The organism is Gammaproteobacteria bacterium, assembly GCA_009838035.1.
In the GTDB taxonomy this organism is placed as follows: domain Bacteria; phylum Pseudomonadota; class Gammaproteobacteria; order Steroidobacterales; family Foliamicaceae; genus Foliamicus.
Map to the genome: position 1 here is coordinate 37,674 of VXSK01000028.1, position 24,483 is coordinate 62,156.

Below are 24,483 nucleotides of genomic sequence, written 5' to 3' on the forward strand. Positions count from 1 at the left end.
TCTAGGAGGGCGGTGGGGCGTCCGCCGCCGGCCTTCTGCGTCGCCTGCGTCTTCTGCGGCGCGGAGCCTGGCCGCCGGGCCCTTCGCCATCCTTCTTTGCCGCAGCCGGTGAAGGCTGGGCTTTTGCCCTGCCGTCTCCCTTTTTCTGCTTCTGCTGACCCTTGGGCCGGGAATCCGCTTTTGGCCTCTGCCCGCCTTTTGCCCTGGGGGCGCCTTTTTTCCTTCCCCTGCCACCGCTTTTCCCCTTCGGCGGATGCCTGGAACGCGTCCGTTTGGGCGGGTGGGCCTTCTGCTTCTTCTTACCGGCGTCCGCCTTTTTCTTCTTCCTGTCCAGCCCGAAGAGCCGGGCGAAGAATCCCGCCTTCGGCTTCTTCCTGCGGCTTTGCTTCTTCGCGGCCCTGGGCTTGCGCTCGGGTGGCGCGGTATCCGGCAGCGTTCGTTCCACAGCAGGCTTCTCGGGCGGTTTGGGACTGCTGGGCGTCAGCAGCGAAGGCGGCGGCGCCGTCACCGTCGCCATCTCGTAACTCGGCGTGTCCTCGTCGTCGTCCTTGCCCCGAACACGGCGCAACGCGTATTCCGGCGTCTCCATGGCGGAGTTGGCCACCAGCACGACGCTGACCTTGAACACGTCCTCGATCTGCGAGAGCACGGCCCGCTTTTCGTTGAGCAGGAAATTCGCGACAACCAGGGGCAACTCGGCAACCACCTTGGAAGTGCCTTCCTTGCCCGCTTCCTCGCTGATCATCCGCAGCACGTGCAGCCCAAGCGATTCCACGCCCCGGATTCGCCCGGTGCCGCCGCACCTCGGGCAGGTCTCATGGGTCGCGTCGACAAGCGAGGTCCGCAGGCGCTGACGCGACATTTCGAGGATGCCGAAGCGCGAAATCTGCCCGATCTGGATTCTCGCCGGTTCGTTGCGCGTAGCCTGGCGCAGCCGTTCCTCGACCTGCCGGTTGGCGCCGGAGGAACGCATGTCGATGAAGTCGATCATGATCAGCCCCGACAGGTCGCGAATGCGGCACTGACGGGCGATCTGGTCCGCGGCTTCCAGGTTCGTCTGCAGCGCGGTCTGTTCGATGTCGTCGGCGGACGTGGCGCGCGCGGAATTGACGTCGATGCAGATGCCCGCCTCCGGCTGGTCGATGATGATCTGGCCGCCGGAAGGCAGGTTCACCCGGCGCCGGTACGCCGAGTCGATCTGGCTCTCGATCTGGTAGCGGTTATACAGGGGGCCGTCGCCTTCATGGCGCCGCAGCCGGTTCAGGAAGTGCGGCATCGTGTGCTTCATGAAGCTGCGAATGCTCTCGTACGCCTCGTCGTCGTCCACCACGACCTCGCCGATGGAGTCGGACAGGTAGTCGCGCACCGCCCGCAGGATCACGCTGGATTCCTGCACCACCAGGAACGGTCCGTCGCGATCCAGCACGGCAAGTTTGATGGCTTCCCAGATCCGCAACTGGTTGTCGAGGTCCCACTGCAGTTCCTCGGTGCTCCTGTCGTGCCCCTGGGTGCGGATGATTACGCTCATTCCCTTGGGAATATTGAGCTTGCCGAGCCTCTGCTGCACGGCCTGACGATCCTCGCCGCGCACCTGGCGGGACACGCCGCCGCCGCGCGGATTATTGGCGTTCAGCACCAGGTAGCGGCCGGCCAGCGAAACGTGGGTGCTGAGGGCCGCGCCCTTGTTGTCGCGCTCGTCCTTCTCCACCTGCACCACCAGCTGCTGGCCTTCTTCCACCAGCTCGGCGATGTTCAGCGGCTTGCCGGACTCCGGAGTCTTCAGGAAGTACTCGCGGGATATGTCTTCCAGAGGGAGAAAACCATGGCGCTCCGCGCCGAAATCCACAAAGGCAGCCTCCAGGCTGGGTTCTACGCGCGCGATGCGGCCCTTGTAGATATTGCCCCTCTTTTCTTCCTTTTCCCTGTGTTCAATGGCAAGGTCAAAGAGTTCTTGCCCATCGACCAGGGCAACGCGCACCTCTTCGTGCTGGGTGGCGTTTACAAGCATTCTTTTCATTGTGAATCTCGTCCGTGTTCGGGCGGAGCCACGCCGCAGCCGCGCGCGGCGCCCACCCATGGGGGCGCCGGCAGCAGAGCATGAAGAGGTAATTCATCAGGAAAACGTCAGGTGCACGTTCGGGTCCTTGAAATTCATCCGGAAAGACCGGCGTTCCTCCGCCGCAATTGGAAACAGTTCCGGCAGGTCACTCCTGCCGATTGCGCAAACGGTTGCGCGGGCGCGTGTCAGCAGCGCCGACGCATAATATAGCACGCGCTGCCAGCCTGGGCCTTATGCACTGCGGTGGGGCGCCCGCCGCGTGGGCGGCGCGCGCTATAGCACGGCACACGACCAGGCCGTGCATGGCCGAATACCCTGGGGGCATCGCTATTTGCCGATGAAAGACAATGTTCTGATCGTTTCCGGAGACGATGCCGGACGGCGCCTGGACAACTATCTGGCGGGCCGTCTCAAGCGCATGCGGCTGGCGCGGGTGCATCGCATGATCCGGCGGGGCGAGGTGCGGGTGAACCGGGGCCGGAAATCCTCGGGGCATCGCCTGCGGGCTGGCGACGAGGTTCGATTGCCGCCGTTTCTTCGACGGCGGCCCCCGCCGCCGGTGGCGTCCAGAGCGCGCTGGATAGAGCAGCACGTGCTGTACGAGGACGAGGGTCTGCTGGTTCTCGACAAACCGGCCGGGCTGGCCGTGCACGCGGGCGGTTCCGTCAGCCTGGGGGCGGTGGAGTTGCTACGCGCCGCCCGCCCCCGCGAGGGTTTTCTGCAATTGGCGCATCGGCTGGACCGGGGCACCAGCGGCTGCCTGCTGCTGGCCAGGAAACCCCGCGTCCTGAACGCCCTGCACAAGGCCTTTCGCGAGAGTGAGGTCCGGAAGACCTATATCGCCCTGCTGGCCGGGCGCCTGAAGGGCGGCGAGCGCCGGGTTGACCTGCCCCTGGACCGATCGCGCAGCACGGGTTCCGAGCGCAGGGTCCGGGCGGGTTCGGGCCAGCCGGCGCAGACCCGTTTCATGCCCCGCCAGGGGTGGGGGGAGACCACGTTGGTCCGCGCCGTGCCGCTTACCGGCCGCACCCACCAGATCCGAGTTCATGCCGCCGCGATCGGCCACCCGGTGCTCGGCGATGACCGCTACGGCCAGACCCGGAGCGGGCCCGATCGGTCACTCGGCCTGAAGCGGCTGTTTTTACATGCCTCGGGGCTGGAGTTGCGTCATCCGCTGACCTCGCGGACATTGCGCCTGCATGCAACCCTGCCGGACGAGCTGCGCGCCGTTCTGGCGCGCCTCGGTCCCCCCGAGTTTGGCGCATCGGCCCGAAAAACATAAAATGCCGCGCTTTTGGGATCTGCGTTGGAAATAAAGCAATTTCTCTGCCTGGCGCGCTACGAAGCCGCAGGTGGTTTCCGGGTAGCCGCGATGCATTTCGACGGCGAGATACTGGGCCCGTGGGCGCGCCTTCAAGGCGCGGGAAAGGGGGGAGCGTTGTCTCTCAACGCCGTGCGTTACCGCAACAAGTCCCCGGCCCGCCCACTGGATGTTTTTGTCGCGCCTGTCGAAGCCGCCACGCCCAAGCCTCCGCAGAACGAGAATCTTCTTGTCGCCGAGCGCCCCCGCTGGCGCAAGGTCGGAACCTATCCCCGGGAGCTCCTGGGCGATCTGTGCTCATCTCCGCTGGAGCTGTGGTCGGACCAGACCTCGACCAAGGCCGGTTCCTATGACCGTGTGCTGGCGCCGGAGGCCATGGAACTGGATTCGTCGCTGGTGCTGATCGAACTCGACCGCTACATTGTGGACGTGACGCGGCGCCCGGTGTCCGACCAACACGTTGTGCGGGTGCGCTTCAGCCACCTGGAACGCGAGTACCGCTTGCTGCTGAGCGAAGACGTGATGCGGCGCCGGTACGCGCGCTATTCGGTCGGCGAGTATGAAATCAAGCGCCCCACGGCGGCGTGCATCACGCTCGGGCCTCCGGGCAAGCAGGGACGCATAAAGCGGATCGCCGCGCTGATACCCTTGGAAGACTAGCAGTCACGGGCTGCTAGAAGAAGAAAAAGCGCCGCCGCCGCTGCTCCTCATCGACCTGCTCGCCCGGAAAGTTCGTGGCGAGCATCTGCTCGGCGTCCGTCGCCAGTTCATCCAGCCCTATCCTCCGGTACGCCTTTACCAGGATCTTGAGCGAACCGGCGATCTCGGGCGAGCCATGGTAGTTGTCGATCGCGAACCGCGCCCGGTTCGCGGCCGCGATCCAGGCGCCCCGGCGGAGGTAATAGTCGGCGACATGGTTCTCGTAGCGGGCCATGCGGTTGCGCAGGTACACCATGCGGCGCCGGGCGTCCGCGGCATATTCGCTCTCGGGATATCGCGTCGTCAGTTGCATGAAGGCGTCGAACGATTCGCCGGCGGTCAGGACGGGACGCCGGGAGTAGTCGATCCGGAACAGGCGCCCGAAGCGTCCGGGCTGGCGCGCAAACAGGGCCAGACCGCGCATGTAGATGGCGTAATCGACGTTCGGATGGCGGGGGTTCTCGCGCTCGAACTCGCGCGCCGCCTCCACCGCGCTGTCCTGGTCGTTCAGCCGATAGTGGCAATAGATGATTTCCAGTTGAGCCTGGCGGGTTTGCGGATTGAACGGAAAGCGCGCCTTGAGCGTGCCGAGGAAACGCAAGGCCTTGCGGAAGTCGCCGCCTTGAAGCGCGGCATGCCCTTGTTCGTAGAGCACGTTGGCGGCCGACAGCTCGTCGCGCTCGTCGCCGCGGCCGCAACCGGCCAGAGCGGCACAGGCTGCCGCTACCAGCAGTATGCCGGCGAGGTTACGAGTTGAGATCATTTCGGTGCGCAAGAACTATCGCGGCAAGAACAAGAGTGCAGTATAACGAGCGCCCCCGCAGCATGTCAGCCCCGCCCTTTTTCTGCGAAGATGCGGGGCATGCGGAGTGTGGTTCGATGAAGCGCCTGGTGGAGGAACGGGTCGTGATCCCCGGGGATCTCGGTGGGCGCCGGCTGGATGCGGCGCTGGCGAAGCTGTTGCCGGACTATTCGCGCAGCCTGATCAAGGTCTGGATAGAGCGCGGGCAGGTCTCCGAGGAGAGCGGCAGTCTATTGAGGCCCCGCTCGTTAGTGCAAGCGGGACAGGAATACGAGATTCGCGGGGAATTGGCGGCTGCGGGAGCGGTGGAGCCGGAGCCCGTGGAATTCGACGTGGCGCATGCCGACCCGGACCTGATCGTCGTGAACAAGCCAGCCGGGCTGGTCGTGCATCCGGGCGCCGGGAATCCCGGCGGCACGCTGCAGAACGGGCTGCTGCATCGTTTCCCGGAACTCGAGGCCGTGCCGCGCTTCGGGCTGGTGCACCGGCTGGATGCGGGCACAACGGGGCTGCTGCTCGTGGCCCGCACGGCCGCCGCCCACCAGCGGCTTACCCGGGACCTGCAGGCCAGGCGGATTCGCCGCGAGTACCGGGCGGTGACGCGGGGTTGTCCGGTGGCCGGCGGGACCATGGAACAGCCCCTGGGGCGCCATCCCCGCGACCGGCTGCGTATGGCGGTTCGTCCGGGCGGGCGCAGCGCCGTTACCCACTATCGCGTCCTTGAACGTTTTCCCGTGAATGCGCTTGTCGCGGTCCGACTGGAGACGGGGCGCACGCACCAGATACGCGTGCACCTGGCGCACGCCGGGTATCCGCTGGTCGGGGACTCGCTGTATTCCCGCAGCAGGGACGGCTTCGGCCGTCCGGCGCTGCATGCCGGCCGGATCGGGACAAGGCATCCCGCGACGGATCGGGACTGCAATTTTGAGGCTCCATTGCCGGACGACATGCGCGGTCTGCTGACGCGCCTCGCCGGGGAGGAGCGCGGCTGGGACGATTTCTCATGGAGCGGCTGATTCGCCCCGATTGGCCGGCGCCCCGGCCGGTTCGCGCCGCCAGCACGCTGCGCGGCGTCGAACCCGGCGAGGCATGGCGCCTGCTGGAGATCCCCGGCGAACCGCGCTGGCTCTCGCAGATGCACGGCAGGGACGTTGTATGCGCCGACGGTGACTGGACCGAAGTCGAGGCCGATGGCTGCGTGTCGTTCAGCGCGGGGCGCGCGTGCATGCTGCGCACCGCCGACTGCCTGCCGGTCCTGTTTTGCGATGCTGCCGGAAGTCGCGTCGGAGCGGCTCACGCCGGCTGGCGCGGCCTGGCTTCGGGCGTGATCGAGGCGACCGTGGCCGCATTGTGTGAAGGCGGTCCCGGGGCGATCGACCCGCCGGACCTGATGGCGTGGATCGGTCCCGGCATCGGCGGCCCGGCGTACGAGGTCGGCGCCGACGTTTTCTGGGCCATTTCCACCAGTACGCCCGATTCGGCGCAGTTCTTTGCCAGACGGGACAGCACGCACTGGCTTCTCGACCTGGCCGGCCTTGCGCGGCATCAGCTACTCAGGCTCGGAATCAAGGACGTCTACGGCGCCCGCTGGTGCACGTTCTCGGATCCCGTCCGTTTTCATTCCTATCGCAGGGACGGAGGCACAGAGCGTCATTCCTCCTTTGTCTGGCTGGACCCGCTCGGTTGAATTCGCGCCGCCGGACGCTATATCCGAGTAATGGACCAATTCACCAACCGCGTGCGGGAAGCGCTGTCCGAGGCGCGGGCGGCCGCCGTGGATGCCGACCACCAGTTTCTCGAGCCGCTGCACGTCCTTCGGGCGCTGCTGGAGCAGGATAGGGGCGCCGTGCTGCCGCTCCTGCGCCGCGGTGGCGCCGACACCGGAAAACTCCAGACCGATCTTGCCGAAGCGCTGGAGCGCATGCCGAGCGTCCAGGGACAGGAGGGCGATCTGCACGCTTCGGCGGCGCTTGCGCGGGTGCTCAACCTGGCCGGCAAGCTGGCGCGCAAGCGCGGCGATACGCTGGTCAGCAGCGAGATCCTGCTGCTTGCCGCCGTGAGCGACAAAGGCGAGCATGCGCGACTGATGAACGACGCCGGCGTGGATCCTGCGCGACTGGAGGCGGCGATCGACCAGGTTCGCGGCGGGGAAACCGTCGACGAACCGGGCGCCGAGGAACTGCGGGGCGCGCTGGAGAAATACGCGATCGACCTGACCCGCAGCGCCGAGGAAGGCAAGCTCGATCCCATCATCGGCCGCGACGAGGAGATCCGCCGCACGATGCACATCCTGCAGCGGCGGACCAAGAACAACCCGGTGCTGATCGGCGAGCCGGGCGTCGGCAAGACCGCGGTGGTGGAAGGGCTGGCGCAGCGCATCGCCAACAGGGAAGTGCCCGAGGGGCTCAGGAACAAGCGCCTGCTGGCCCTGGATCTCGGCGCGATGATCGCGGGCGCCAAGTACCGCGGCGAGTTCGAGGAGCGTCTGAAGGCGGTTCTGAAGGAACTGGCGAAACGGGAAGGCCGGATCATCCTGTTTATCGACGAGCTGCATACGCTCGTTGGCGCCGGCAAGGCCGAGGGCGCCATGGACGCCGGCAACATGCTCAAACCCGCCCTGGCGCGCGGCGAATTGCATTGCGTGGGCGCAACGACCCTGGACGAGTATCGCAAGAACCTGGAGAAGGACGGCGCGCTCGAGCGGCGCTTTCAGAAGGTGCTGATCGACGAACCCAGCGTCGAGGACACGATCGCCATCCTGCGCGGCCTGAAGGAACGCTACGAAGTGCATCATGGCGTCACGATTTCGGACGCCGCCATAGTCGCCGCGTCCACCCTGTCTCAGCGCTACGTCACCGACCGCAAGTTGCCGGACAAGGCCATCGACCTGATCGACGAGGCCGCCGCGCGCATTCGGCTGCAGATGGACTCCAAGCCGGAAGCCATCGACCGGCTGGAGCGGCGGCTCATCCAGTTGAAGATCGAACGCGAGGCCCTGAGCAAGGACGAGGACGAGGGAGCGCGGCAGCGGCTGGCGGACCTCGATGCCGAGATTGCCGAGCGCGAAGGACAACACGCCGAACTGTCGGAGACGTGGAAGACGGAAAAGGCCCGCACCCAGGAAACCGCCGGACTCAAGGAGCAACTGGAACAGGCTCGACTGGCGCTGGAGAAGGCCGGCCGCGGGCAGGACCTGCAGCGCATGTCCGAGCTTCAGTACGGCGTAATCCCGGAGCTGGAACGGAAACTTGAGGAGTCTCAGAATAACGAGCCGGAACACGCCGCCGGCGCCATGCTCTCCAGCCGGGTCGGGGAAGCCGACATCGCCGCCGTCGTGGCCCGCGCCACGGGCATTCCGGTTGCCCGCATGCTGACCGGCGAGCGCGAGCGGCTCAACCGCATGGAGGACGAGCTGCATCGCCGCCTGATCGGCCAGGACGAGGCGGTACGTGCGGTGTCGCGGGCGATCCGCCGCTCGCGCGCCGGTCTCGCCGACCCGGACCGGCCTGCCGGCTCGTTCCTGTTCCTGGGTCCCACGGGCGTGGGCAAGACCGAGCTGTGCAAGGCGCTGGCGGAGTTCCTTTTCGACAGCGAGGCCGCGATGGTGCGGGTCGACATGTCGGAGTACATGGAAAAGCACGCCGTTTCACGGCTGGTCGGCGCGCCGCCCGGCTACATCGGCTACGAAGAGGGCGGGCAACTCACGGAGGCCGTGCGCCGCAAGCCGTATTCCGTCCTTTTGCTGGACGAACTGGAGAAAGCGCATCCGGACGCGCTCAATATTCTGCTGCAATTGCTCGACGAAGGGCGCCTGACCGACGGCCAGGGCCGAACGGTGGATTTCCGCAATACGGTCGTGATCATGACCTCCAACCTGGCATCGGACCGGATCCGTTCACTGGCCGGATCCGAACACGAGGAGATCAGGAAGGCCGTGATGGACTCCCTGCGTTCGCACTTTCGCCCGGAGTTCCTCAACCGCATCGACGACATCGTTGTGTTCAGGCCGCTGACGCGCGACGAGATTCGCGCGATCGTGGACCTGCAGCTCGATCGGCTTGCGCTCAGGCTCGCGGACCAGGACCTGGGGCTCGAAGTTAAGGATGAAGTAAGGTTGCGGCTGTCTAATCTCGGCTACGACCCGGCATACGGCGCCCGGCCGCTGAAACGGGTGATTCGCGACTATGTGGAGAACCCTCTGGCGGAATGGCTGCTGTCGGCGGACGCCAGGCCGGGCGAGACGCTGGAAGTGGCCGACAAGGACGGAGAATCCGTGATTTCGGTTCGCGACCGTCCCGAAGCAGCGTAAGATGGCAGCCCCGTGGGAAGCACGGGTGCTTTTGATGCAACGGTGACGACAGCGGCTGCATCAGAATTAAGTTGGGTGATGATTTTCAGAAGGAGATTGCGATGAGGTATCTGAGACAGAAATTGATGGTCATGCTGCTGGTGCTGCCGGCGGCCGCCGCGGCGGAAGATCCGCTGGGCATTTCCGCCGGAGAGGGCGGGTTCGAATACGTAACGAGCGTAGAAGGCATACACGAGTACTCGCTGCCCAACGGCCTGCAGGTACTGCTGTTTCCCGACAGTGCTCAGAAGCGAGTGACCGTGAACGTCACCTATCACGTCGGCTCCATGCACGAGAACTACGGCGAAACGGGAATGGCGCATCTGCTGGAGCACCTGCTGTTCAAGGGAACGCCGGACCATCCCGACATCCCGGGGGATTTTTCCGAGCGGGGAATGCAATTCAATGGCACGACCTGGCTCGATCGAACCAACTACTTCGAGAGCTTCGAGCCCACCGATGACAACCTGGAATATGCGCTGCGCATGGAGGCCGACCGCATGGTCAACTCGCACATCGCCTACGAGGACCTGCAATCGGAATTTTCCGTGGTCCGCAATGAAATGGAGCGCGGCGAAAACAACCCGGGAAGGATGTTGTCTCAGCGCATCCGGGCGGCGGCCTTCGAGTGGCACAACTATGGCAACTCGACGATCGGCGCGCGCTCCGACGTCGAGGGCGTGGATATCGGCCGCCTGCAGGCCTTCTACCGCATGTACTACCAGCCGGACACCGCAACGCTGATCGTGGCCGGCGATTTCGACCCCGGGGAGGTCGCCGCGATCATCGCCGATTCGTTCGGCGCCATCCCGGCACCGGAGCGCGAACTGCCGAGCATCTACACCGTCGAACCGGTGCAGGACGGCGAGCGCCTCGTGACCCTGCGAAGGGTGGGTGAACAAAGCCTGGTCGCGGCCGCCTATCACATTCCGGCCGGGGCGACCGCCGAAAATACGGCTCTCGGCGTGGTGGGGCGGATCCTGTCGGATTCCAGCCGCGGACGCTTGTACCGCAAGATGGTCGAGCCTGGCATTGCCGCCGGCGCGGGCGCCGGCGCCGATTCCTTTGCCTACCCGGGCCTTTTCCAGCTCAGCGCCACGGTGCCGGTGGACGGCGATACGCAACTGGTGCTGGACACGTTGTTGGAAGTCGCGGAAGGCATTGTCGAGGAACCGATTACGGAAGAGGAACTCGAATGGGCGAAGCTTGCCCTGGTGTCGGGCTACGACAACGCCATCAAGAGCGTGGGCTTTCTTGCCAACCGACTCTCCGAGAGCATCGCTTCGGGCGACTGGCGGTACCTGTTCCTTTACAAGGACCAGCTCGATGCCGTCACCGTGGACGATCTGAACGAGGCCGCGGCCAGGCACTTCAAGCGGAGCAACCGCACCGCGGGCATGTTCATACCGACCGAGAGCCCGGATCGCTCCACGGTCGAGTCCCGGGGCGATCAAAGCACGCAACTGGCGGCCCTGGCGGGCCGTCAATCGGTGAGCGCCGGTGAAGAATTTGTCCCGACGCCGGAGAACATCGCTTCCCGCACCGTAACGCAGGAACTCGCCAACGGCGGCTCGCTGTGGGCGATCGAGAAGAAGTCGCGCGGCGACCAGATCATCGTTTCGCTGAACCTGTTCTACGGCAGCGAAGAGAGCCTGGCCGGCAAACACGGGGTCCCCGGTTACGCGACGGGTCAACTGCAACGCGGCACGTCACGATACACGCGCGACGAATTGGCGACGGAATGGAACCGCCTGAAGAGCAGCCTTGGCGTGGGCGGCGGTGGGCAGAGCATCAGCGCCTCGCTCACGACCGACGAGGAGAATTTTGACGAGGCGCTGTCGCTCATGGCGCATGTGCTGCGCGAACCGGTCTTCGACGCCGACCAGCTCGAAGAGGTCAAGCGTTCCGCGCTGGCAAGCATTGCTGGTGCGCGGGGACAACCCCAGACCGAAGTCCAGGTCGCGCTGTCCAAGACGCTGAGCCCGTATGGACCGGACCATTTCCGCTACGCGATGGACCTGGACGAGCAGGAAGAGATGATCCGCAACATGAATCGGGACGCGTTGGCCGAATTCTGGAATTCGCACGTCGGCTTCAAGGGCGCCATTGCGACCGCCGTGGGCAACGTAGATTCCGCTGCGCTGGCTGCGCGCCTGAACGAGTTGTTCGGCGATTGGGAAGCGCCGGTGGCGTATGTGCCCGCGCCGAGCGGCTATCACGCCGTGGAGTCCCGGCAGGAATGGCTGGATACGCCCGACAAGGCCAACGGGGTCATGGTCGCGGCGCTTCCGATTCCACTGAACGTGCGCGACGAGGACTACGCCGCGCTGGCCATCGCGACCCGCATTTTCGGCGGCGGCGGGATGAGCAATCGTCTGATCGACCGCCTGCGCCAGAAAGAAGGCTGGTCGTACGGAGCGGGCGGCGGCATGAACGCGTCCAACCGCGAGGGCGACGATAGCGGCGCCCTCTTCATCCAGGCCATCGCGGCGCCGGAAAACCTGTCCAAGGTCAGGGCCGGCGCACTGGAGGAACTGCATCGGGCCCTGGACGACGGGTTTACGGCGGAGGAACTCATGGACGCGGTGGACGGTACGATCTCCGGGAACCTGAGCTCCTGGTCAAGCGACGGCTCGCTGGCGAACATTCTCAGGGGCGGCGCGGAACACGGACTCGATGCAGAGTGGTACGGCGCCATGCACGAGCGTTACAGGGCGCTTACGCTTGAGGAAGTCAACGACACCTTCCGCAAGTACTACAAGGCCGATGATTTCGTGATCCTGATCGGTGGCGACAAGGCCAAGGCCGAAGCCGGAGGCGCCGCAGCGGCCGCCGGCTAGAGTTGCCCGATGCCGTGCCCGGTGCGGGTGCGGCGCGTGCGCCGGGTTTCCTGGCGGATCGCGAGATTGGCTGCGCGCACCTGCGGATCGACGTAGCCGCGCGGGTGGTCCAGGTGCAGGCAGGTGACCCGGTGGCGAATGCGCTTGCCGCGGATTCCGGCGTTCTCCAGGCGCTCGCCCAGTTCCCGGTCTTCTCCGCCGTAGCCCATCCGCTCGTCGAAACCGTTTGCCGCGAGGATGTCGGCTTTCCAGCCTGAAGCGTTGTGACCGTTCCAGCCGGCGGTGGCCGGGGACAGGCGGTCCAGCACCGCCCCGAAGCCCGCGCCGGCGGTGAGCTTGAGAAGCTTGTAGGTCGGCGGCATGCCGCGGCTGCGCAGCCTTGAGGCGGAGAAGCAGCGACTCGCCGCGATGTCGTCCGGCCCGATGTTGTGGGACAGTCCCAGCGGCAACCTGAGCAGGCCGCCCGAGAGGAAACGCCGCGGTTCGGCGAGGTCGAGATGCAGCGACACGAATTCCGGCTGAGGGATGCAGTCCCTGTCGGTAAAAATCAGGTATTCGCCCCGCGCCCTGGCGATGGCCTTGTTCAGGATCCGGCACTTGCGAAAGCCGCGGTCCTCCTGCCGGACGTGCTCGATCTCAAGCCCGGCGCCGGCGCGGGCATTGCGGATGACTTCGGCCGTGTCTTCGCCGGAGCCGTCGTCGGCCACGACCACTTCGAAGTCCCGGTGGGTCTGGTGGGCGAAGCCGCATAGCGTCTTTTCCAGCCATTCGGGCTGCCGGTAGGTGCTGAAAATGACCGTTACGTCAAACGGCCGTTTGCTCATGCTTCTCTCGCCCCGGCGTCGGGATCGACGCGGGGAAGATTGTGCGGGTCCGGAACCACGACGCCCACGGATACGACGAGCTTGATCGCATCCTCCACGCTCATGTTCAGTTCGATCAGATCCTTCTCCGGCGCCACGACCAGGAACCCGGAGGTCGGGTTCGGCGTGGTGGGTACGAACACGCAAACCGAATCCGGCGTGTGCTCGGCCAGCTGGCCTACCGTGCTGGAGGTCTGAAACGCGATGCAGTAGATACCCTTGCGCGGGTATTCGATCAGCAGCACCCGGCTGAAGGAGCCGCTCTGGCCGCTCAGGACCATTTCCAGGAAACCCTTTGCGGCCGTGTAAATGGTCTTCACGACCGGAATGCGGCGCAGCAACGCTTCCCAGAACCCGATAAAGCGTTTGCCGACCACATTGGCGGCCACCAGCCCGGTTAGGAACAGGAGCACCAGGCTGAGGACTACGCCCAGCCCCGGAATCGGACGTCCGAGCAGCGCTTCGGGTTGAAAAGGTTCCGGAATCAACTCGAGCGTCTGGTCCGCCAGGCCGATCAGGAACCGCAGCAGGATCACCGTGATTCCCAACGGGACCCAAACCAGCACTCCGGCCACCAGCACGCGCCTCAGGCGCGGCCACCAGTTCCTAAACATTGCTGATACGGCTGTCAGCCATTGCTCATGCGGCGGCTGCGTCGGATGCCGGCTTCGCGCCCGATTCCTTGCCCGGGGAAGAGCCCGCCTTGTCCTTGCCGCCGTCCGTCTCCTTACCGGACGCCGCTTTGCTTGCGCCATTCCCTGCGTCCTTACCCGCGTCATCCTGCCTGTCGCGCCCGCTGTTCTTGAAATCGGTCTCGTACCAGCCGCTTCCCTTCAGCCGGAAGTGCGGCGCCGAAACCAGCTTCTTGAGGCCCGGCCGCTCGCATTCGGGACAATCGCTGAGGAGCGGATCGCTCATCTTCTGCAGCGCGTCCAGCCGGTACCCGCACTCGCGGCATTCGTATTCGTAAATGGGCATGGGAGCAGCAAATGAGCCTTCGGGCCGCGAGTAGTTTATAACGGCCGCAAGCCGAGTTCCCGCAGTTGCTTCGCTTCGACGGCGGCGGGCGCATCGGTAAGGGGACAGGCGCCGGATTGCGTCTTGGGGAAGGCGATCACTTCGCGTATCGATTCGGCCCCGGCCATGAGCATGACCCAGCGGTCCAGCCCGAAGGCGATGCCGCCGTGCGGCGGGACGCCGTAGTCCAGCGCCTTCAGGAAAAACCCGAACTGCCGGTCCGCTTCCTCCGCCGAAAGCCCCAGCAGTTCGAACACGGCCGCCTGCATGTCGCGCTGGTGAATGCGGACCGAGCCGCCGCCGATCTCGTGGCCGTTCAGGACCAGGTCGTAGGCGCGCGACGAGGCCTGCGCGGGCCGTTCCAGCAACTCGCCGGACGCGGTCACGCCGGGCGCGGTAAAGGGATGATGAAGCGCCTTCCAGCGTTTTTCGTCTTCGTCGAACTCGAACCCCGGGAATTCCGTGATCCACACCGGCGCCCAGCCGCCGCCGATCAGGCCCCGTTCCCGGCCCAGCCGGTCGCGCAGTGCCGACAGCGTGCGGTTCACGATCGCGGCCGCTCCCGCCCCGAACAGCAGCAGGTCGCCCGCGGCCGGCCCGGTCTTTTCGAGCAGCGCCGCGATCTCTTCGTCGGCCAGGAACTTCAGCACCGGCGACTGCATGCCCTCCCGGCCGACTGCCGGATCGGCCACCTTGATCCAGGCCATTCCCCTGGCGCCCATGGCCTGCACGAATCCGGTCAGTTCGTCGAGTTCGCGGCGCGTCATTCCGGCGCCGCCGGGAATCTTCAGCGCCGCCACGCGGCAGCCGGGGTCCCGGGCCGGCGCCGAGAACACCTTGAATTCCGAATCCGCGAATATGCCGCTCAGCTCGACGAGTTCCAGCGGGTTGCGCAAGTCCGGCGCGTCGCTGGCGAACCGCTGCATCGCCTCGGCGTAGGTCATGCGCGGAAACGGATCCGCGAGTTCCACGTCCAGCACGCCGGAGAACACCTCGCGCACCAGGGCCTCCATCAATCCCATCACGTCCTCTTCGTCCACGAACGACATTTCCACGTCGAGCTGGGTGAATTCCGGCTGCCGGTCGGCGCGCAGGTCCTCGTCGCGGAAGCAGCGCACGATCTGGTAGTAGCGGTCCAGTCCCGACATCATCAGCAGTTGCTTGAACAGCTGCGGGGACTGCGGCAGGGCGTAGAAGCGCCCCGGCCGGTTGCGGGCCGGAGAGAGAAAATCGCGCGCGCCTTCCGGTGTGGCGCGGGTAAGCATGGGCGTTTCCACGTCCACGAAGCCGCGCCGGTCCAGGAACGCGCGTATCGCGGCGAAAACCCTGTGGCGCAGGCGCAGCCGGTCCAGCATTTCCGGCCGCCTGAGGTCAAGGTACCGGTACTTCAGCCGCAACTCTTCGCCGGCGCCCTCGCCGTGGTGAAAGGGCAGGTCCCGCGCGGCGGAGAGGATTTCCAGCGACTCGGCCACCAGTTCGACTTCTCCCGTCTTCAGATCGGGATTGGCCGTGCCCTCGGGGCGGATGCGCAGCGCGCCGGTGGCCCGCAATATGCATTCGGCGCGGGCCTTTTCGGCAACGGCAAACACGGCAGGCTGGTCCGGGTTGCAGACGACCTGCATGATTCCCTCGCGGTCGCGCAGGTCGATGAAGATCACGCCTCCGTGGTCGCGCAGGCCGTTGACCCAGCCGCACACCTCGACCCGTTGTCCATCGGCATCGGCGCGGAGTTCACCGCAGTAGTGAGATCGCATGTTCATTGAATACGCAAACGCCTAATGGGCGGCCGCAACGCAGCGCCCGGGGTCAAATCAAGCCTGGTGAACTAGCTTGCGCCGAGTTCCAGTTGCATCGCTTCCATGCGCTCGCGTTCCTTCTTGCCCGCCGGCATGATCAGGCATAACGCCACGACCAGAACCGAGGCGACAGCCACCGCGATAACCTGCCAGCCGTACTGCTCCAGATTGACGAAGAAATCGTCGACCCATCCCCATCGTCCGACGAATTCGTACGCGTTCCAACTGATGATCGCGGTTGCGACGGAGTAGCGCAACGCCGTGGCGACTCGCTTGAAGCGCAGCAGGCGCCGCAGCAGGTAGATCGCCCATACCGCGTTCAGCGCGGCGATCCCGTACGTGACCGGATGCTGGTCGCCCAGCACGTTCTCGTCGTAAATGATGAGCAGGAAAAGATAGAAGAACCAGATGAGGTAAATGGTCTCCAGTGCGGTTATCGCCGCGAAGTTGCGCTTGTGCCCCTCGGTGGGCTTGCCGGTCCCCATGCCGAGCCAGCGATGGCACCAGCGGAAGAAATTGCATCGCGTCTCGCGATTGAACAGGAAATAGACCAGGGTGGCGAGCATCACCCCCAAAGAAGACATCATCACCAGGTATTCCGCGTTGGTGGCCACTTCGCCGCTCGCGTCCATAAGGTCCGGGACGCCCAGCCAGATCGCGTAATAGACGAACGAGAATTCCACCCAGCCGGTCCACAGCAGCCAGGCGGCGAAATAGCCGAGCCAGGTACCGCTCACCTCGCTGTCCTGGCGCATGCCGAGCCAGAGCAGGAATGCACCGATCAGGCCCATGGCGCCGGCCGCGTAATACATCCCCGGCGCACCGATCGCATGCTCAATCTGGATCATTACCGAGTGCCCCAGGCCCTGGGACACGAAGAACACCGCGAAAGGGAATAATCCGATAAACGGAGGACGGGCAAACACCCGGGCCAGCGCGTTCATGGAGCGACCTCCGGAAAGCCGAAATAAACTTCTATACTATACCGCTTCGACGGTTTCGACAGGCGTTGATCCGGGGCAGCGAGGCACGCGGGATGAAGATCAAAAACCTTAAGGAATGGGAGGGCCGCGAGCTCACTCCGTCGGACTGGCTTGACGTGGATCAGGCACGGATCAACGCCTTTGCGGACTGCACCCTGGATCATCAGTTCATCCACGTGAATCCCGAACGCGTGGCCCGCGAAACGCCGTTCGGGTCCACCATCGCGCACGGCTTTTTGACGCTGTCGCTTTCGGTTCACCTCGAGTCGCCCGAGATGTCGGAAATCGAGGGAGTCGGCTTCGTCATCAATTATGGACTGGACAAGCTGCGCTTCATCAACCCGGTCCCGGCGGGTTCGCGCGTTCGGGTTCACTCCAGGTGCACCGAGGTCCGGGAACGAGGACCGGGCCGGGTGGTCATCCGGCTGGAGAAATCCATGGAAATCGAAGGCCAGGAAAGACCCGCCTGGGTGGCGCAACAGCTCTTCATGCTGATAGCGCAGGATTCCTGATTTCGGCGCAACAGCACACTAGCGGCGTGGACGAACTGTTCAACCTGGAGGGCCGCACGGCGCTGATTACCGGCTCCACGCGGGGCATAGGGAAGGCCATCGCCACGCGGATGGCGGAGCACGGCGCACGGGTAACCGCATCCAGCCGCAAGGCGGAGGCATGCGAGCAGACCGCCGAGGAACTGAACCTGCGCTTCGGCAAGGGAACCGCCATTTCCGCGCCCTGCAACGTCTATCACAAGGACCAGGTGGAGGACCTCGTGGCGCGCACCCGCGCGGCATTCGGCGCCATCGACATCCTGGTTTCCAACGTGGGCGTTAATCCGCATTTCGGCCCCCTGCTCGAAACGTCCGACAGCGCCCTGGAGAGAATCTGGCGCTGCAACGTCACGGCCAACCTGTGGCTCAGCCGGCTGGTCGTTCCGGACATGCGCAGCCGGGGACACGGCCGGATCGTGCTGATTTCCTCGTACGTGGGCCAGACGGCGCACGACAGGATCGGCGCCTACGGCATGTCCAAGGCCGCGGAGATCCAGATGGCGCGGAACCTGGCGCTGGAATACGGCCGCGACGGCATCACCGCCAACGCGGTCTGCCCGGGACTGATCAAGACCGACTTCTCCCGGGCGCTCTGGAGCGACGCCGGGGCCCGCGAGAGCTTTCTTGACACGACGGCGCTGGGACGCATGGGCGCTCCGGACGAAGTGGCCGGGCTGGTCGTGTTCCTCGCGTCGCCCGCCGGTTCCTACGTGACCGGTCAGGCGCTGCTGGTGGACGGCGGCATCCACGTCTGAGCGCATCATGACGGTGAACGTGAGCGATCGCGGCCCTGTCCGGCTGATCGAAATGAATTCCCCGCCCGTGAACGCCCTCGGGGCAGGGCTGAGGACGCCGCTCATGGACGCGATCCGGGACGCGTCTCACGATGATTCAGTTGGCGTCTTGCTGCTGTCAAGCGGATTGAAGACCTGGTGCGCCGGCGCCGACATCAAGGAGTTCGGCCTGTCCGAACTGCCTGCCCCCGAGGCTTCGCTCAACGCCATATGCGATGCGCTGGACGCGTGTTCCAGGCCGGTCATCGCGGTGGTGGACGGTGTCGCGTACGGCGGCGGACTGGAACTTGCGCTGGCCTGCGATTACCGGGCCGTTTCCGGACGCGCCCGCTTTGCCTTTCCGGAGGTGAATATCGGGCTGCTTCCGGGGGCCGGCGGGACCCAGCGGACGCCACGGCTGGTGGGCGTGGAACAGGCCTTGCGGATGTGCCTGGACGGCAAGCCGGTAAACGCCCGCGGGGCGCTCGAAATGGGCCTGGCCGACCGCCTGCTTGAAGGCGATCCGACCGAAGCAGCCTGCGCTTATGCGGAGGAATTGCTGGCGGCAGGCGCGGCAGTGCGAAAGATCTCCTCCGGGCCCGGCAAGCTCCCCTGGCCGGGAGTGGCGGCCGAGGCCTTCGCGGCGGCGCGCCAGTTGATTGCCCGAAGGATGCGGGGACGCGACTCGCCCGAGCTGATCGTGCAGTGCATCGAGCAGGCCGTCGCCTGCCGGGACGATTTTCACGCCGGCCTGGCCGAGGAGCGGCGCCGGTTCGTCAGTTGCCTGAAGAACCCGCAGAGCAAGGCGCTCTCGCACGTGTTCTTCTCCGAACGCGCCGCGGCCAGGGGCGCCGGCGGGGCCCCCGCGCGCGCCGTCGAGCGCGCCGCGGTGATCGGCTGCGGCACCATGGGCGGCGGCATCACCATGAATTTCGCGATCGCGGGAATTCCGGTGACCGTGCTGGAGACGGGAGAGGAGGCGCTGGAGCGGGGTGTGGGCGTGATGCGCAGTAACTTCCAGCGCTCGGAGAAGAGCGGTCGGATTCCACCGGGCGGCGCCGAGCGCTGCATGGGGCTGATTACCCCCACAACGGACTACGGCGCGCTGGATGGGGCCGACTTCGCGGTGGAAGCCGTCTACGAGAACCTGGACCTCAAGAAGCAGATTTTCACTCGCCTTGACCGGACCCTGGGCAGCGATGCGATCATCGCCAGCAACACCTCGTATCTCGACATCGACCGGATGGCCGAGGCAACCGGCCGGCCAGGGCAGGTGCTGGGCATGCATTTCTTCAGCCCCGCCAACATCATGCGCCTCGTGGAGGTCATCGAAGGCCGGCACAGTTCGCCGGAGACTGTCGCGACCGCGTTTTCGCTTGCATCGCGCATGAAGAAGATCCCCGTGTGGTCGGCCAACAGCCACGGTTTCATCGGCAACCGCATGTTGTCGGGGTACATGTTCGAGGCCTTTGAATTGCTGTTCGAGGGCACGCCGCCCGAGTCGGTCGATGCGGCGCTGCGGGATTTCGGGCTGCCCATGGGGCCTTTCCAGATGGCCGACCTGGTGGGCCTGGACCTGGGTTGGCGGGCCCGGGAGCTGGCCGGCAAGCCGCTTGACGAGCGAAAGCCGGGCGAACGCCTGGGCGACGCCCTTTGCGAGCGGGACCGTTTCGGGCAGAAGAACGGTCGCGGCATCTACAACTACAGTCCCGGCAATCGGGTTCCCGAACCCGATCCCGGGGTCGCCGGCCTGATCGAGGAACTGGCGGCAGAACTGGGCTACGAGCGCGGACCGTCCGCGGGGGCCGAGGAGATCGTCAAGCGATGCATGTACCCGCTCGTGAACGTCGGCTCGGCGCTGCTGGAGGAAGGCGTCGCCCGGGCGGCGTCGGATATCGATATCGTCTATGTCTACGGTTACGGCTTCCCGGCCTGGCGCGGCGGCCCCATGCACTACGCCGAGCAACAGGGCCTGAACGCGGTGCTCAAGGACATCCGCGGATTTCACGACCGGTTCGGCGCCCGCTGGACGCCGGCGCAAAGGCTGGTCGAAGCAGCCGCGGCGGGGCGGGGATTCGGCTAGTTTTGTGAGACACAACCCTAGCGCATGACAGCCGGCGCGCGACCGCTGGCGGGGCATACGCCGATGATGCAGCAGTACCTGCGCATCAAGGCAAAGCACCCCGATGCCCTGCTGTTCTATCGCATGGGCGATTTCTACGAGATGTTTTACGGCGACGCCGAGCGCGCGGCCGTGCTCCTGGACATTGTTCTGACCACTCGCGGACAGTCGAACGGCGAAGCGATTCCGATGGCCGGCGTGCCCGCGCATTCGGCCGATTCGTACATCGCCCGGCTGGCGCAAATGGGCGAATCGATAGCCATTTGCGAGCAAATCGGTCGCCCCACGCCCTCCGGCGGACCGGTAAAGCGCGAGGTCGTGCGGCTGGTGACTCCCGGCACGCTGACCGAGGAAGCCCTGCTCGACAGCAGTGCCGAAAACCTGGTAGCGGCCCTGTACGGTAAGGACGGCGGTTACGGGCTGGCCTGGATGGAGTTGAGTTCCGGCCGTTTTTCGATCACGGAATGCCGCGGACTGGAAGAGCTTGAGGGCGAGCTGCAACGATTGCGGCCCGCCGAATTGCTGGTCGGCGAGGGAACGCGGCTGCCGGAGGCGCTGCCCGGCCGGCCCGCGGTTCATGAACGGAGGACCTGGCAATTCAGCGCCGCTTCCGCGCGGCGTTCGCTTCAGGACCAGTTCCGCGTGCATAACCTCGACGGTTTCGGCGTGGAGGACATGGACCGGGCGATCGCCGCCGCCGGATGCCTGCTGGACTACGTCAGGGACACGCAGCGTGGCGCCCTGCCTCACGTGCGCGCGCTCAACGTGGAGCGGCCCGGCGATGCGCTGCTGATGGATGCCGCCACGCGGCGCAACCTTGAACTGGACCGTTCGCTTTCAGGGCGGGACGAATACACGCTGGCCGGCGTCGTCGATCGTTGCGCCACTCCGATGGGCAGCCGGCTCATTCGGCGCTGGATCCATCGCCCGCTGCGTTCCCACGAGGTCCTGCGGCTCCGGTATCAGGCCCTGGAGGAATTGTGCGGCGATCAGGAGGGGTGGCGGGAGTCGATCCGCGAAGTCGGCGATCTCGAGCGCGTACTGGCGCGACTGGCCATCCGCACGGCCCGTCCGCGCGACCTGGAGCAGCTGCGGTCCGCCCTGAAGTCCGCGCCGGCGATGCGCGAGCGGCTCACGGCGCTGGACGCGCCGCTCGTGCAAACCCTGGCGGAGCGCATGGAAACGCCGCCGGACGGACTGCGCCTGCTGGAGGAAGCGCTGGTCGAGCATCCCGCCCCCAGAATTCGCGACGGCGAGGTGATCGCCGCCGGATACAGCGGGGAGCTGGACGAGTTGCGCGAAGTCAGCAGCAACGCCGACGCCGCTCTGCAGGACCTGGAGAAGGAGGAACGCGAGAGCAGCGGCATCGCCAACCTGAAGCTGGGCTATAACCGGGTACACGGTTACTACATCGAGCTTCGCCGCAGCCAGGCGGAGGAAGCGCCGGAGCACTACATCCGCCGCCAGACACTGAAGCACTCCGAGCGCTACATCACGCCGGAACTCAAGCGCTTCGAACACCGGGTCCTGGGCGCGCGCGAACGCGCCCAGGAACTGGAGGTGAGACTGTACGAGGAATTGCTGGAGAAACTGTCCGGGTGGCTCGCGGTCTGGCAGGACCTGGCGGCCGCCGTGGCCGAGACGGACGTGCTGGTCAACCTGGCCGCCCGCTCGCTGGAGCTGGGCTACGCGAGGCCTGAACTTACCGACCGGCCGGGGATTCGGCTGAAGGCCAGCCGCCACCCGGTAGTCGAGCGCGCGCTGGATTCCGAGTTCATCGCCAACGACCTGGCGCTGGACGACGATACCCGCATGCTGATCGTGACCGGCCCCAACATGGGCGGCAAGTCCACCTACATGCGCCAGGTCGCGCTGATCGTGATACTGGCGCACATCGGCAGCTTCGTTCCCGCGGCCGAGGCCGAGATCGGGCCGCTGGACCGCATATTCACGCGCATCGGCGCCGGCGACGACCTGGCCGGCGGACGCTCCACCTTCATGGTGGAAATGACCGAAACAGCGAGCATCCTGCACAACGCCACCGGACAGAGCCTGGTCCTGATGGACGAGGTGGGTCGCGGCACCAGCACCTACGACGGCCTTTCTCTGGCCTGGGCGGCGGCCGGTTATATCGCCGAGCGCCTGCGCAGCTTCACCCTGTTTGCGACCCACTACTTCGAATTGACCGCGCTGGCCGAAACCGCGACGGCCTGCGCAAACGTCCACCTGGACGCCGTCGAGCACGCCGGAACGCTGGTGTTCCTGTATTCCGTGCGCGACGGTCCGGCGGACCGCAGTTACGGGCTACAGGTGGCGGCATTGGCCGGTGTTCCCAGGCAGGTCATAGCGTCGGCGAAGGGGATGCTGGAGGAACTCGAGCAGCGCTCCGGCCGGCTGATCGAGCGCGGGCAGGCGCAATTGCCGCTCACGCTCGATCCCGGGACAAAGGGCGCCGGCCCCGTGCGGGAGGGCGTCCCGCCCTCCGCGAAGACCGGACGCCTTCGTCCCAAGGCGAATCGTTCAAGGGCGGAGCAATTGCTGGCCGAGGTGGATCCCGAACAGCTCAGCCCGCGCGAGGCGCTGGACCTTCTGTTCGAACTGAAAGGAGTAAGCGGGGGAGAAGATGACCGAACAAGAGATTAGCCGTCTTGTACGTGAACTGGGCGCCCTGTTGCTGGACCGGGGCGAGACGCTGGCGCTGGCCGAGTCCTGCACGGGCGGCTGGGTGGGGCAGGCGATCACCGGACTTCCGGGAAGTTCGGGCTGGTTTGACGCCGGGTTCGTGACGTATTCCAACGACGCCAAGAAGCGCCTGCTGGGAGTCAGTTCGCAAACACTGGACGAGTTCGGCGCCGTCAGCGCCGAAACGGCGGTGGAAATGGCCGCCGGCGCGCTTGAGCGCGGACGGACGGACTGGAGCCTGGCGGTGACCGGCATCGCCGGTCCCACCGGCGGCACGGCGGCGCGGCCGGTGGGCACGGTGCTTTTTGCCTGGGCCGGCCGCAACGGGCTTCGGGAGGCGGAAGCCATGCGCTTTGACGGCGACCGCCACGCCGTGCGGATACAATCGGTGGCGCATGCTCTGGAAGGGCTGCTGAAACGCGTCGACGGGACGGCCGGAGGCTGATGCGAAAGGCCTTTTTTCGACGGTTTCTGGTGCGTCTGCCAAAAACCTGCTCAACCCGGAGAATTGCCGCCGTGCAATTCGCCGAGGCTATGGAATAATCTCGGTACCAGGACCTGAGCGGGAGCACTTGAGCACCATGAATGACAATCGCAAGCGGGCGCTGGAAGCGGCGCTGTCGCAGATCGAAAAACAGTATGGCAAGGGCTCCGTCATGCGCCTGGGCGGCGCGGGCGCCGTGCACGATGTGGAATCCGTTTCCACCGGCAGCCTGGCGCTGGACCTGGCCCTGGGGATCGGTGGGCTGCCGCGCGGCCGGGTGGTGGAGATCTTCGGTCCCGAGGCTTCCGGTAAAACGACGCTTACGCTCAGCGTGGTCGCGCAGTGCCAGAAAGCGGGCGGCACCGCCGCGTTCGTGGACGCCGAACATGCGCTGGATCCGATATACGCCGGGCGCCTGGGCATCAATGTGGACGATCTGCTGGTTTCGCAGCCCGACACGGGTGAGCAGGCCCTGGAGATTACCGACATGCTGGTGCGCTCCGGCGCGGTGGACGTGGTGGTGGTCGATTCCGTCGCCGCGCTTACACCCAAGGCCGAGATCGAGGGCGAAATGGGCGACACCCACGTGGGGCTGCAGGCCCGGCTGATGTCGCAGGCTCTGCGCAAGCTGACCGGCAACATCAAGCGCTCCAACACCATCGTGATCTTCATCAACCAGTTGCGGATGAAGATCGGCGTGATGTTCGGCAACCCGGAAACCACCACCGGCGGCAACGCGCTCAAGTTCTACTCCTCGGTGCGACTGGACATCCGCCGAATCGGCGCGATCAAGCAGGGCGACGAGGTGATCGGCAACCGCACCCGGGTGAAGGTCGTGAAGAACAAGCTGGCGCCGCCGTTCAAGATGGCGGAATTCGACATTCTGTTCACCGGCGACCAATACGGCGTCTCGAAAGCCGGCGAGCTCATCGACCTGGGGCTGTCGAAGAACCTGATCGTGAAATCGGGCGCCTGGTACAGCTACAAGGACGGGCATATCGGCCAGGGCAAGGAAAAGGCGCGCAGCTACCTGCACGAAAATCCGGACGTTGCCGAGGAACTGGAAGCGCAGATCCGGGGCGCCGAAAAAACAGCGGAGGAACCGGTAGAGGCTGCGAGTGCCTGAACGTACGGCCGGCTCCG

General features: G+C 65.7%; 19 protein-coding genes. 12 read left to right on the forward strand and 7 right to left on the reverse strand.

Going from position 1 to position 24,483, the window contains the following annotated elements:
• Position 1 precedes the first annotated feature (1 nt).
• Positions 2 to 2,077, reverse strand: coding sequence for an Rne/Rng family ribonuclease (locus F4Y72_11225; protein MXZ28855.1), 2,076 nt, complete (start codon positions 2,075 to 2,077; stop codon positions 2 to 4).
• A 319-nt stretch (positions 2,078 to 2,396) separates the two neighbouring features.
• Here F4Y72_11225 and F4Y72_11230 point away from each other — a divergent pair, with 319 nt between their 5' ends.
• Together F4Y72_11230 and F4Y72_11235 are read left to right on the forward strand one after the other, a co-directional pair.
• Entirely contained in the window at positions 2,397 to 3,341 is a 945-nt protein-coding gene (locus tag F4Y72_11230; protein ID MXZ28856.1) for an RluA family pseudouridine synthase, read from the forward strand.
• 24 nt (positions 3,342 to 3,365) lie between these two features.
• Complete coding sequence (locus F4Y72_11235; GenBank protein MXZ28857.1) at positions 3,366 to 4,040, forward strand: hypothetical protein; 675 nt, start codon at positions 3,366 to 3,368, stop codon at positions 4,038 to 4,040.
• Between the two features lie 13 nt (positions 4,041 to 4,053).
• Here F4Y72_11235 and F4Y72_11240 read toward each other — a convergent pair whose 3' ends face one another.
• On the reverse strand, positions 4,054 to 4,842 hold the full coding sequence (locus F4Y72_11240; GenBank protein MXZ28858.1) for an outer membrane protein assembly factor BamD: 789 nt from the start codon (positions 4,840 to 4,842) through the stop codon (positions 4,054 to 4,056).
• Positions 4,843 to 4,958: 116 nt separating this feature from the next.
• Between F4Y72_11240 and F4Y72_11245 the strand changes: the two genes are divergently transcribed.
• The 4 genes from F4Y72_11245 to F4Y72_11260 all read left to right on the forward strand — a co-directional run bounded on the left by F4Y72_11245 (position 4,959) and on the right by F4Y72_11260 (position 12,069).
• The gene (locus F4Y72_11245; GenBank protein MXZ28859.1) at positions 4,959 to 5,897 is read left to right on the forward strand and encodes an RluA family pseudouridine synthase; all 939 of its coding nucleotides are present in this window, start codon (positions 4,959 to 4,961) and stop codon (positions 5,895 to 5,897) included.
• Positions 5,885 to 6,568, forward strand: a complete 684-nt coding sequence (gene pgeF, locus F4Y72_11250) for a peptidoglycan editing factor PgeF (protein MXZ28860.1) — start codon at positions 5,885 to 5,887, stop codon at positions 6,566 to 6,568. The genes F4Y72_11245 and pgeF overlap by 13 nt, the downstream gene beginning before the upstream one ends.
• A gap of 30 nt (positions 6,569 to 6,598) precedes the next feature.
• On the forward strand, positions 6,599 to 9,190 hold the full coding sequence (gene clpB / locus F4Y72_11255) for an ATP-dependent chaperone ClpB (protein MXZ28861.1): 2,592 nt from the start codon (positions 6,599 to 6,601) through the stop codon (positions 9,188 to 9,190).
• A 101-nt stretch (positions 9,191 to 9,291) separates the two neighbouring features.
• Positions 9,292 to 12,069: an insulinase family protein gene (locus tag F4Y72_11260; GenBank protein MXZ28862.1), complete on the forward strand. Its 2,778-nt coding sequence runs from the start codon at positions 9,292 to 9,294 to the stop codon at positions 12,067 to 12,069.
• Here the strand turns inward: F4Y72_11260 and F4Y72_11265 are convergent.
• The 5 genes from F4Y72_11265 to F4Y72_11285 form a co-directional block, all read right to left on the reverse strand.
• Positions 12,066 to 12,893, reverse strand: coding sequence for a glycosyltransferase (locus F4Y72_11265; protein MXZ28863.1), 828 nt, complete (start codon positions 12,891 to 12,893; stop codon positions 12,066 to 12,068). The genes F4Y72_11260 and F4Y72_11265 overlap by 4 nt on opposite strands.
• Positions 12,890 to 13,546 (reverse strand): DUF502 domain-containing protein, encoded by a 657-nt coding sequence (locus F4Y72_11270; protein MXZ28864.1) that lies wholly within the window; start codon positions 13,544 to 13,546, stop codon positions 12,890 to 12,892. The genes F4Y72_11265 and F4Y72_11270 overlap by 4 nt, the downstream gene beginning before the upstream one ends.
• Positions 13,547 to 13,571: 25 nt before the next feature.
• Positions 13,572 to 13,910, reverse strand: a complete 339-nt coding sequence (locus F4Y72_11275) for a zinc ribbon domain-containing protein (protein MXZ28865.1) — start codon at positions 13,908 to 13,910, stop codon at positions 13,572 to 13,574.
• A gap of 35 nt (positions 13,911 to 13,945) precedes the next feature.
• Positions 13,946 to 15,703 carry an aspartate--tRNA ligase gene (aspS, locus tag F4Y72_11280; GenBank protein MXZ28866.1) on the reverse strand — a complete coding sequence of 586 codons (1,758 nt, stop codon included), beginning with the start codon at positions 15,701 to 15,703 and terminating at the stop codon, positions 13,946 to 13,948.
• Positions 15,704 to 15,774: 71 nt separating this feature from the next.
• Complete coding sequence (locus F4Y72_11285) at positions 15,775 to 16,689, reverse strand: hypothetical protein (GenBank protein ID MXZ28867.1); 915 nt, start codon at positions 16,687 to 16,689, stop codon at positions 15,775 to 15,777.
• A 92-nt stretch (positions 16,690 to 16,781) separates the two neighbouring features.
• On the opposite strand from F4Y72_11285, the gene F4Y72_11290 reads away from it, so the two are divergent.
• The 6 genes from F4Y72_11290 to recA all read left to right on the forward strand — a co-directional run bounded on the left by F4Y72_11290 (position 16,782) and on the right by recA (position 24,466).
• Positions 16,782 to 17,240, forward strand: a complete 459-nt coding sequence (locus F4Y72_11290) for a MaoC family dehydratase (GenBank protein MXZ28868.1) — start codon at positions 16,782 to 16,784, stop codon at positions 17,238 to 17,240.
• A 26-nt stretch (positions 17,241 to 17,266) separates the two neighbouring features.
• Entirely contained in the window at positions 17,267 to 18,034 is a 768-nt protein-coding gene (locus F4Y72_11295; GenBank protein ID MXZ28869.1) for an SDR family oxidoreductase, read from the forward strand.
• A gap of 7 nt (positions 18,035 to 18,041) precedes the next feature.
• Positions 18,042 to 20,135, forward strand: coding sequence for a 3-hydroxyacyl-CoA dehydrogenase (locus F4Y72_11300; GenBank protein ID MXZ28870.1), 2,094 nt, complete (start codon positions 18,042 to 18,044; stop codon positions 20,133 to 20,135).
• Positions 20,136 to 20,159: 24 nt separating this feature from the next.
• A complete protein-coding gene (gene mutS, locus F4Y72_11305) occupies positions 20,160 to 22,817 on the forward strand; it encodes a DNA mismatch repair protein MutS (protein MXZ28871.1) in 2,658 nt (885 codons plus the stop codon).
• On the forward strand, positions 22,798 to 23,301 hold the full coding sequence (locus F4Y72_11310; GenBank protein MXZ28872.1) for a nicotinamide-nucleotide amidohydrolase family protein: 504 nt from the start codon (positions 22,798 to 22,800) through the stop codon (positions 23,299 to 23,301). The genes mutS and F4Y72_11310 overlap by 20 nt, the downstream gene beginning before the upstream one ends.
• A gap of 136 nt (positions 23,302 to 23,437) precedes the next feature.
• Positions 23,438 to 24,466 carry a recombinase RecA gene (gene recA / locus F4Y72_11315; GenBank protein ID MXZ28873.1) on the forward strand — a complete coding sequence of 343 codons (1,029 nt, stop codon included), beginning with the start codon at positions 23,438 to 23,440 and terminating at the stop codon, positions 24,464 to 24,466.
• The last annotated feature ends 17 nt before the right edge of the window (positions 24,467 to 24,483 follow it).

Excerpts from the sequence above, each read along its gene's own strand:
- F4Y72_11225 (MXZ28855.1), bottom strand. The coding sequence starts at position 2,077 with ATGGGTGGGCGCCGCGCGCGGCTGCGGCGTGGCTCCGCCCGAACACGG.
- F4Y72_11230 (MXZ28856.1), top strand. The coding sequence starts at position 2,397 with ATGAAAGACAATGTTCTGATCGTTTCCGGAGACGATGCCGGACGGCGC.
- F4Y72_11240 (MXZ28858.1), bottom strand. The coding sequence starts at position 4,842 with ATGATCTCAACTCGTAACCTCGCCGGCATACTGCTGGTAGCGGCAGCC.
- F4Y72_11245 (MXZ28859.1), top strand. The coding sequence starts at position 4,959 with ATGAAGCGCCTGGTGGAGGAACGGGTCGTGATCCCCGGGGATCTCGGT.
- pgeF (MXZ28860.1), top strand. The coding sequence starts at position 5,885 with ATGGAGCGGCTGATTCGCCCCGATTGGCCGGCGCCCCGGCCGGTTCGC.
- clpB (MXZ28861.1), top strand. The coding sequence starts at position 6,599 with ATGGACCAATTCACCAACCGCGTGCGGGAAGCGCTGTCCGAGGCGCGG.
- F4Y72_11260 (MXZ28862.1), top strand. The coding sequence starts at position 9,292 with ATGAGGTATCTGAGACAGAAATTGATGGTCATGCTGCTGGTGCTGCCG.
- F4Y72_11265 (MXZ28863.1), bottom strand. The coding sequence starts at position 12,893 with ATGAGCAAACGGCCGTTTGACGTAACGGTCATTTTCAGCACCTACCGG.
- F4Y72_11270 (MXZ28864.1), bottom strand. The coding sequence starts at position 13,546 with ATGTTTAGGAACTGGTGGCCGCGCCTGAGGCGCGTGCTGGTGGCCGGA.
- F4Y72_11275 (MXZ28865.1), bottom strand. The coding sequence starts at position 13,910 with ATGCCCATTTACGAATACGAATGCCGCGAGTGCGGGTACCGGCTGGAC.
- aspS (MXZ28866.1), bottom strand. The coding sequence starts at position 15,703 with ATGCGATCTCACTACTGCGGTGAACTCCGCGCCGATGCCGATGGACAA.
- F4Y72_11285 (MXZ28867.1), bottom strand. The coding sequence starts at position 16,689 with ATGAACGCGCTGGCCCGGGTGTTTGCCCGTCCTCCGTTTATCGGATTA.
- F4Y72_11290 (MXZ28868.1), top strand. The coding sequence starts at position 16,782 with ATGAAGATCAAAAACCTTAAGGAATGGGAGGGCCGCGAGCTCACTCCG.
- F4Y72_11300 (MXZ28870.1), top strand. The coding sequence starts at position 18,042 with ATGACGGTGAACGTGAGCGATCGCGGCCCTGTCCGGCTGATCGAAATG.
- mutS (MXZ28871.1), top strand. The coding sequence starts at position 20,160 with ATGACAGCCGGCGCGCGACCGCTGGCGGGGCATACGCCGATGATGCAG.
- F4Y72_11310 (MXZ28872.1), top strand. The coding sequence starts at position 22,798 with ATGACCGAACAAGAGATTAGCCGTCTTGTACGTGAACTGGGCGCCCTG.
- recA (MXZ28873.1), top strand. The coding sequence starts at position 23,438 with ATGAATGACAATCGCAAGCGGGCGCTGGAAGCGGCGCTGTCGCAGATC.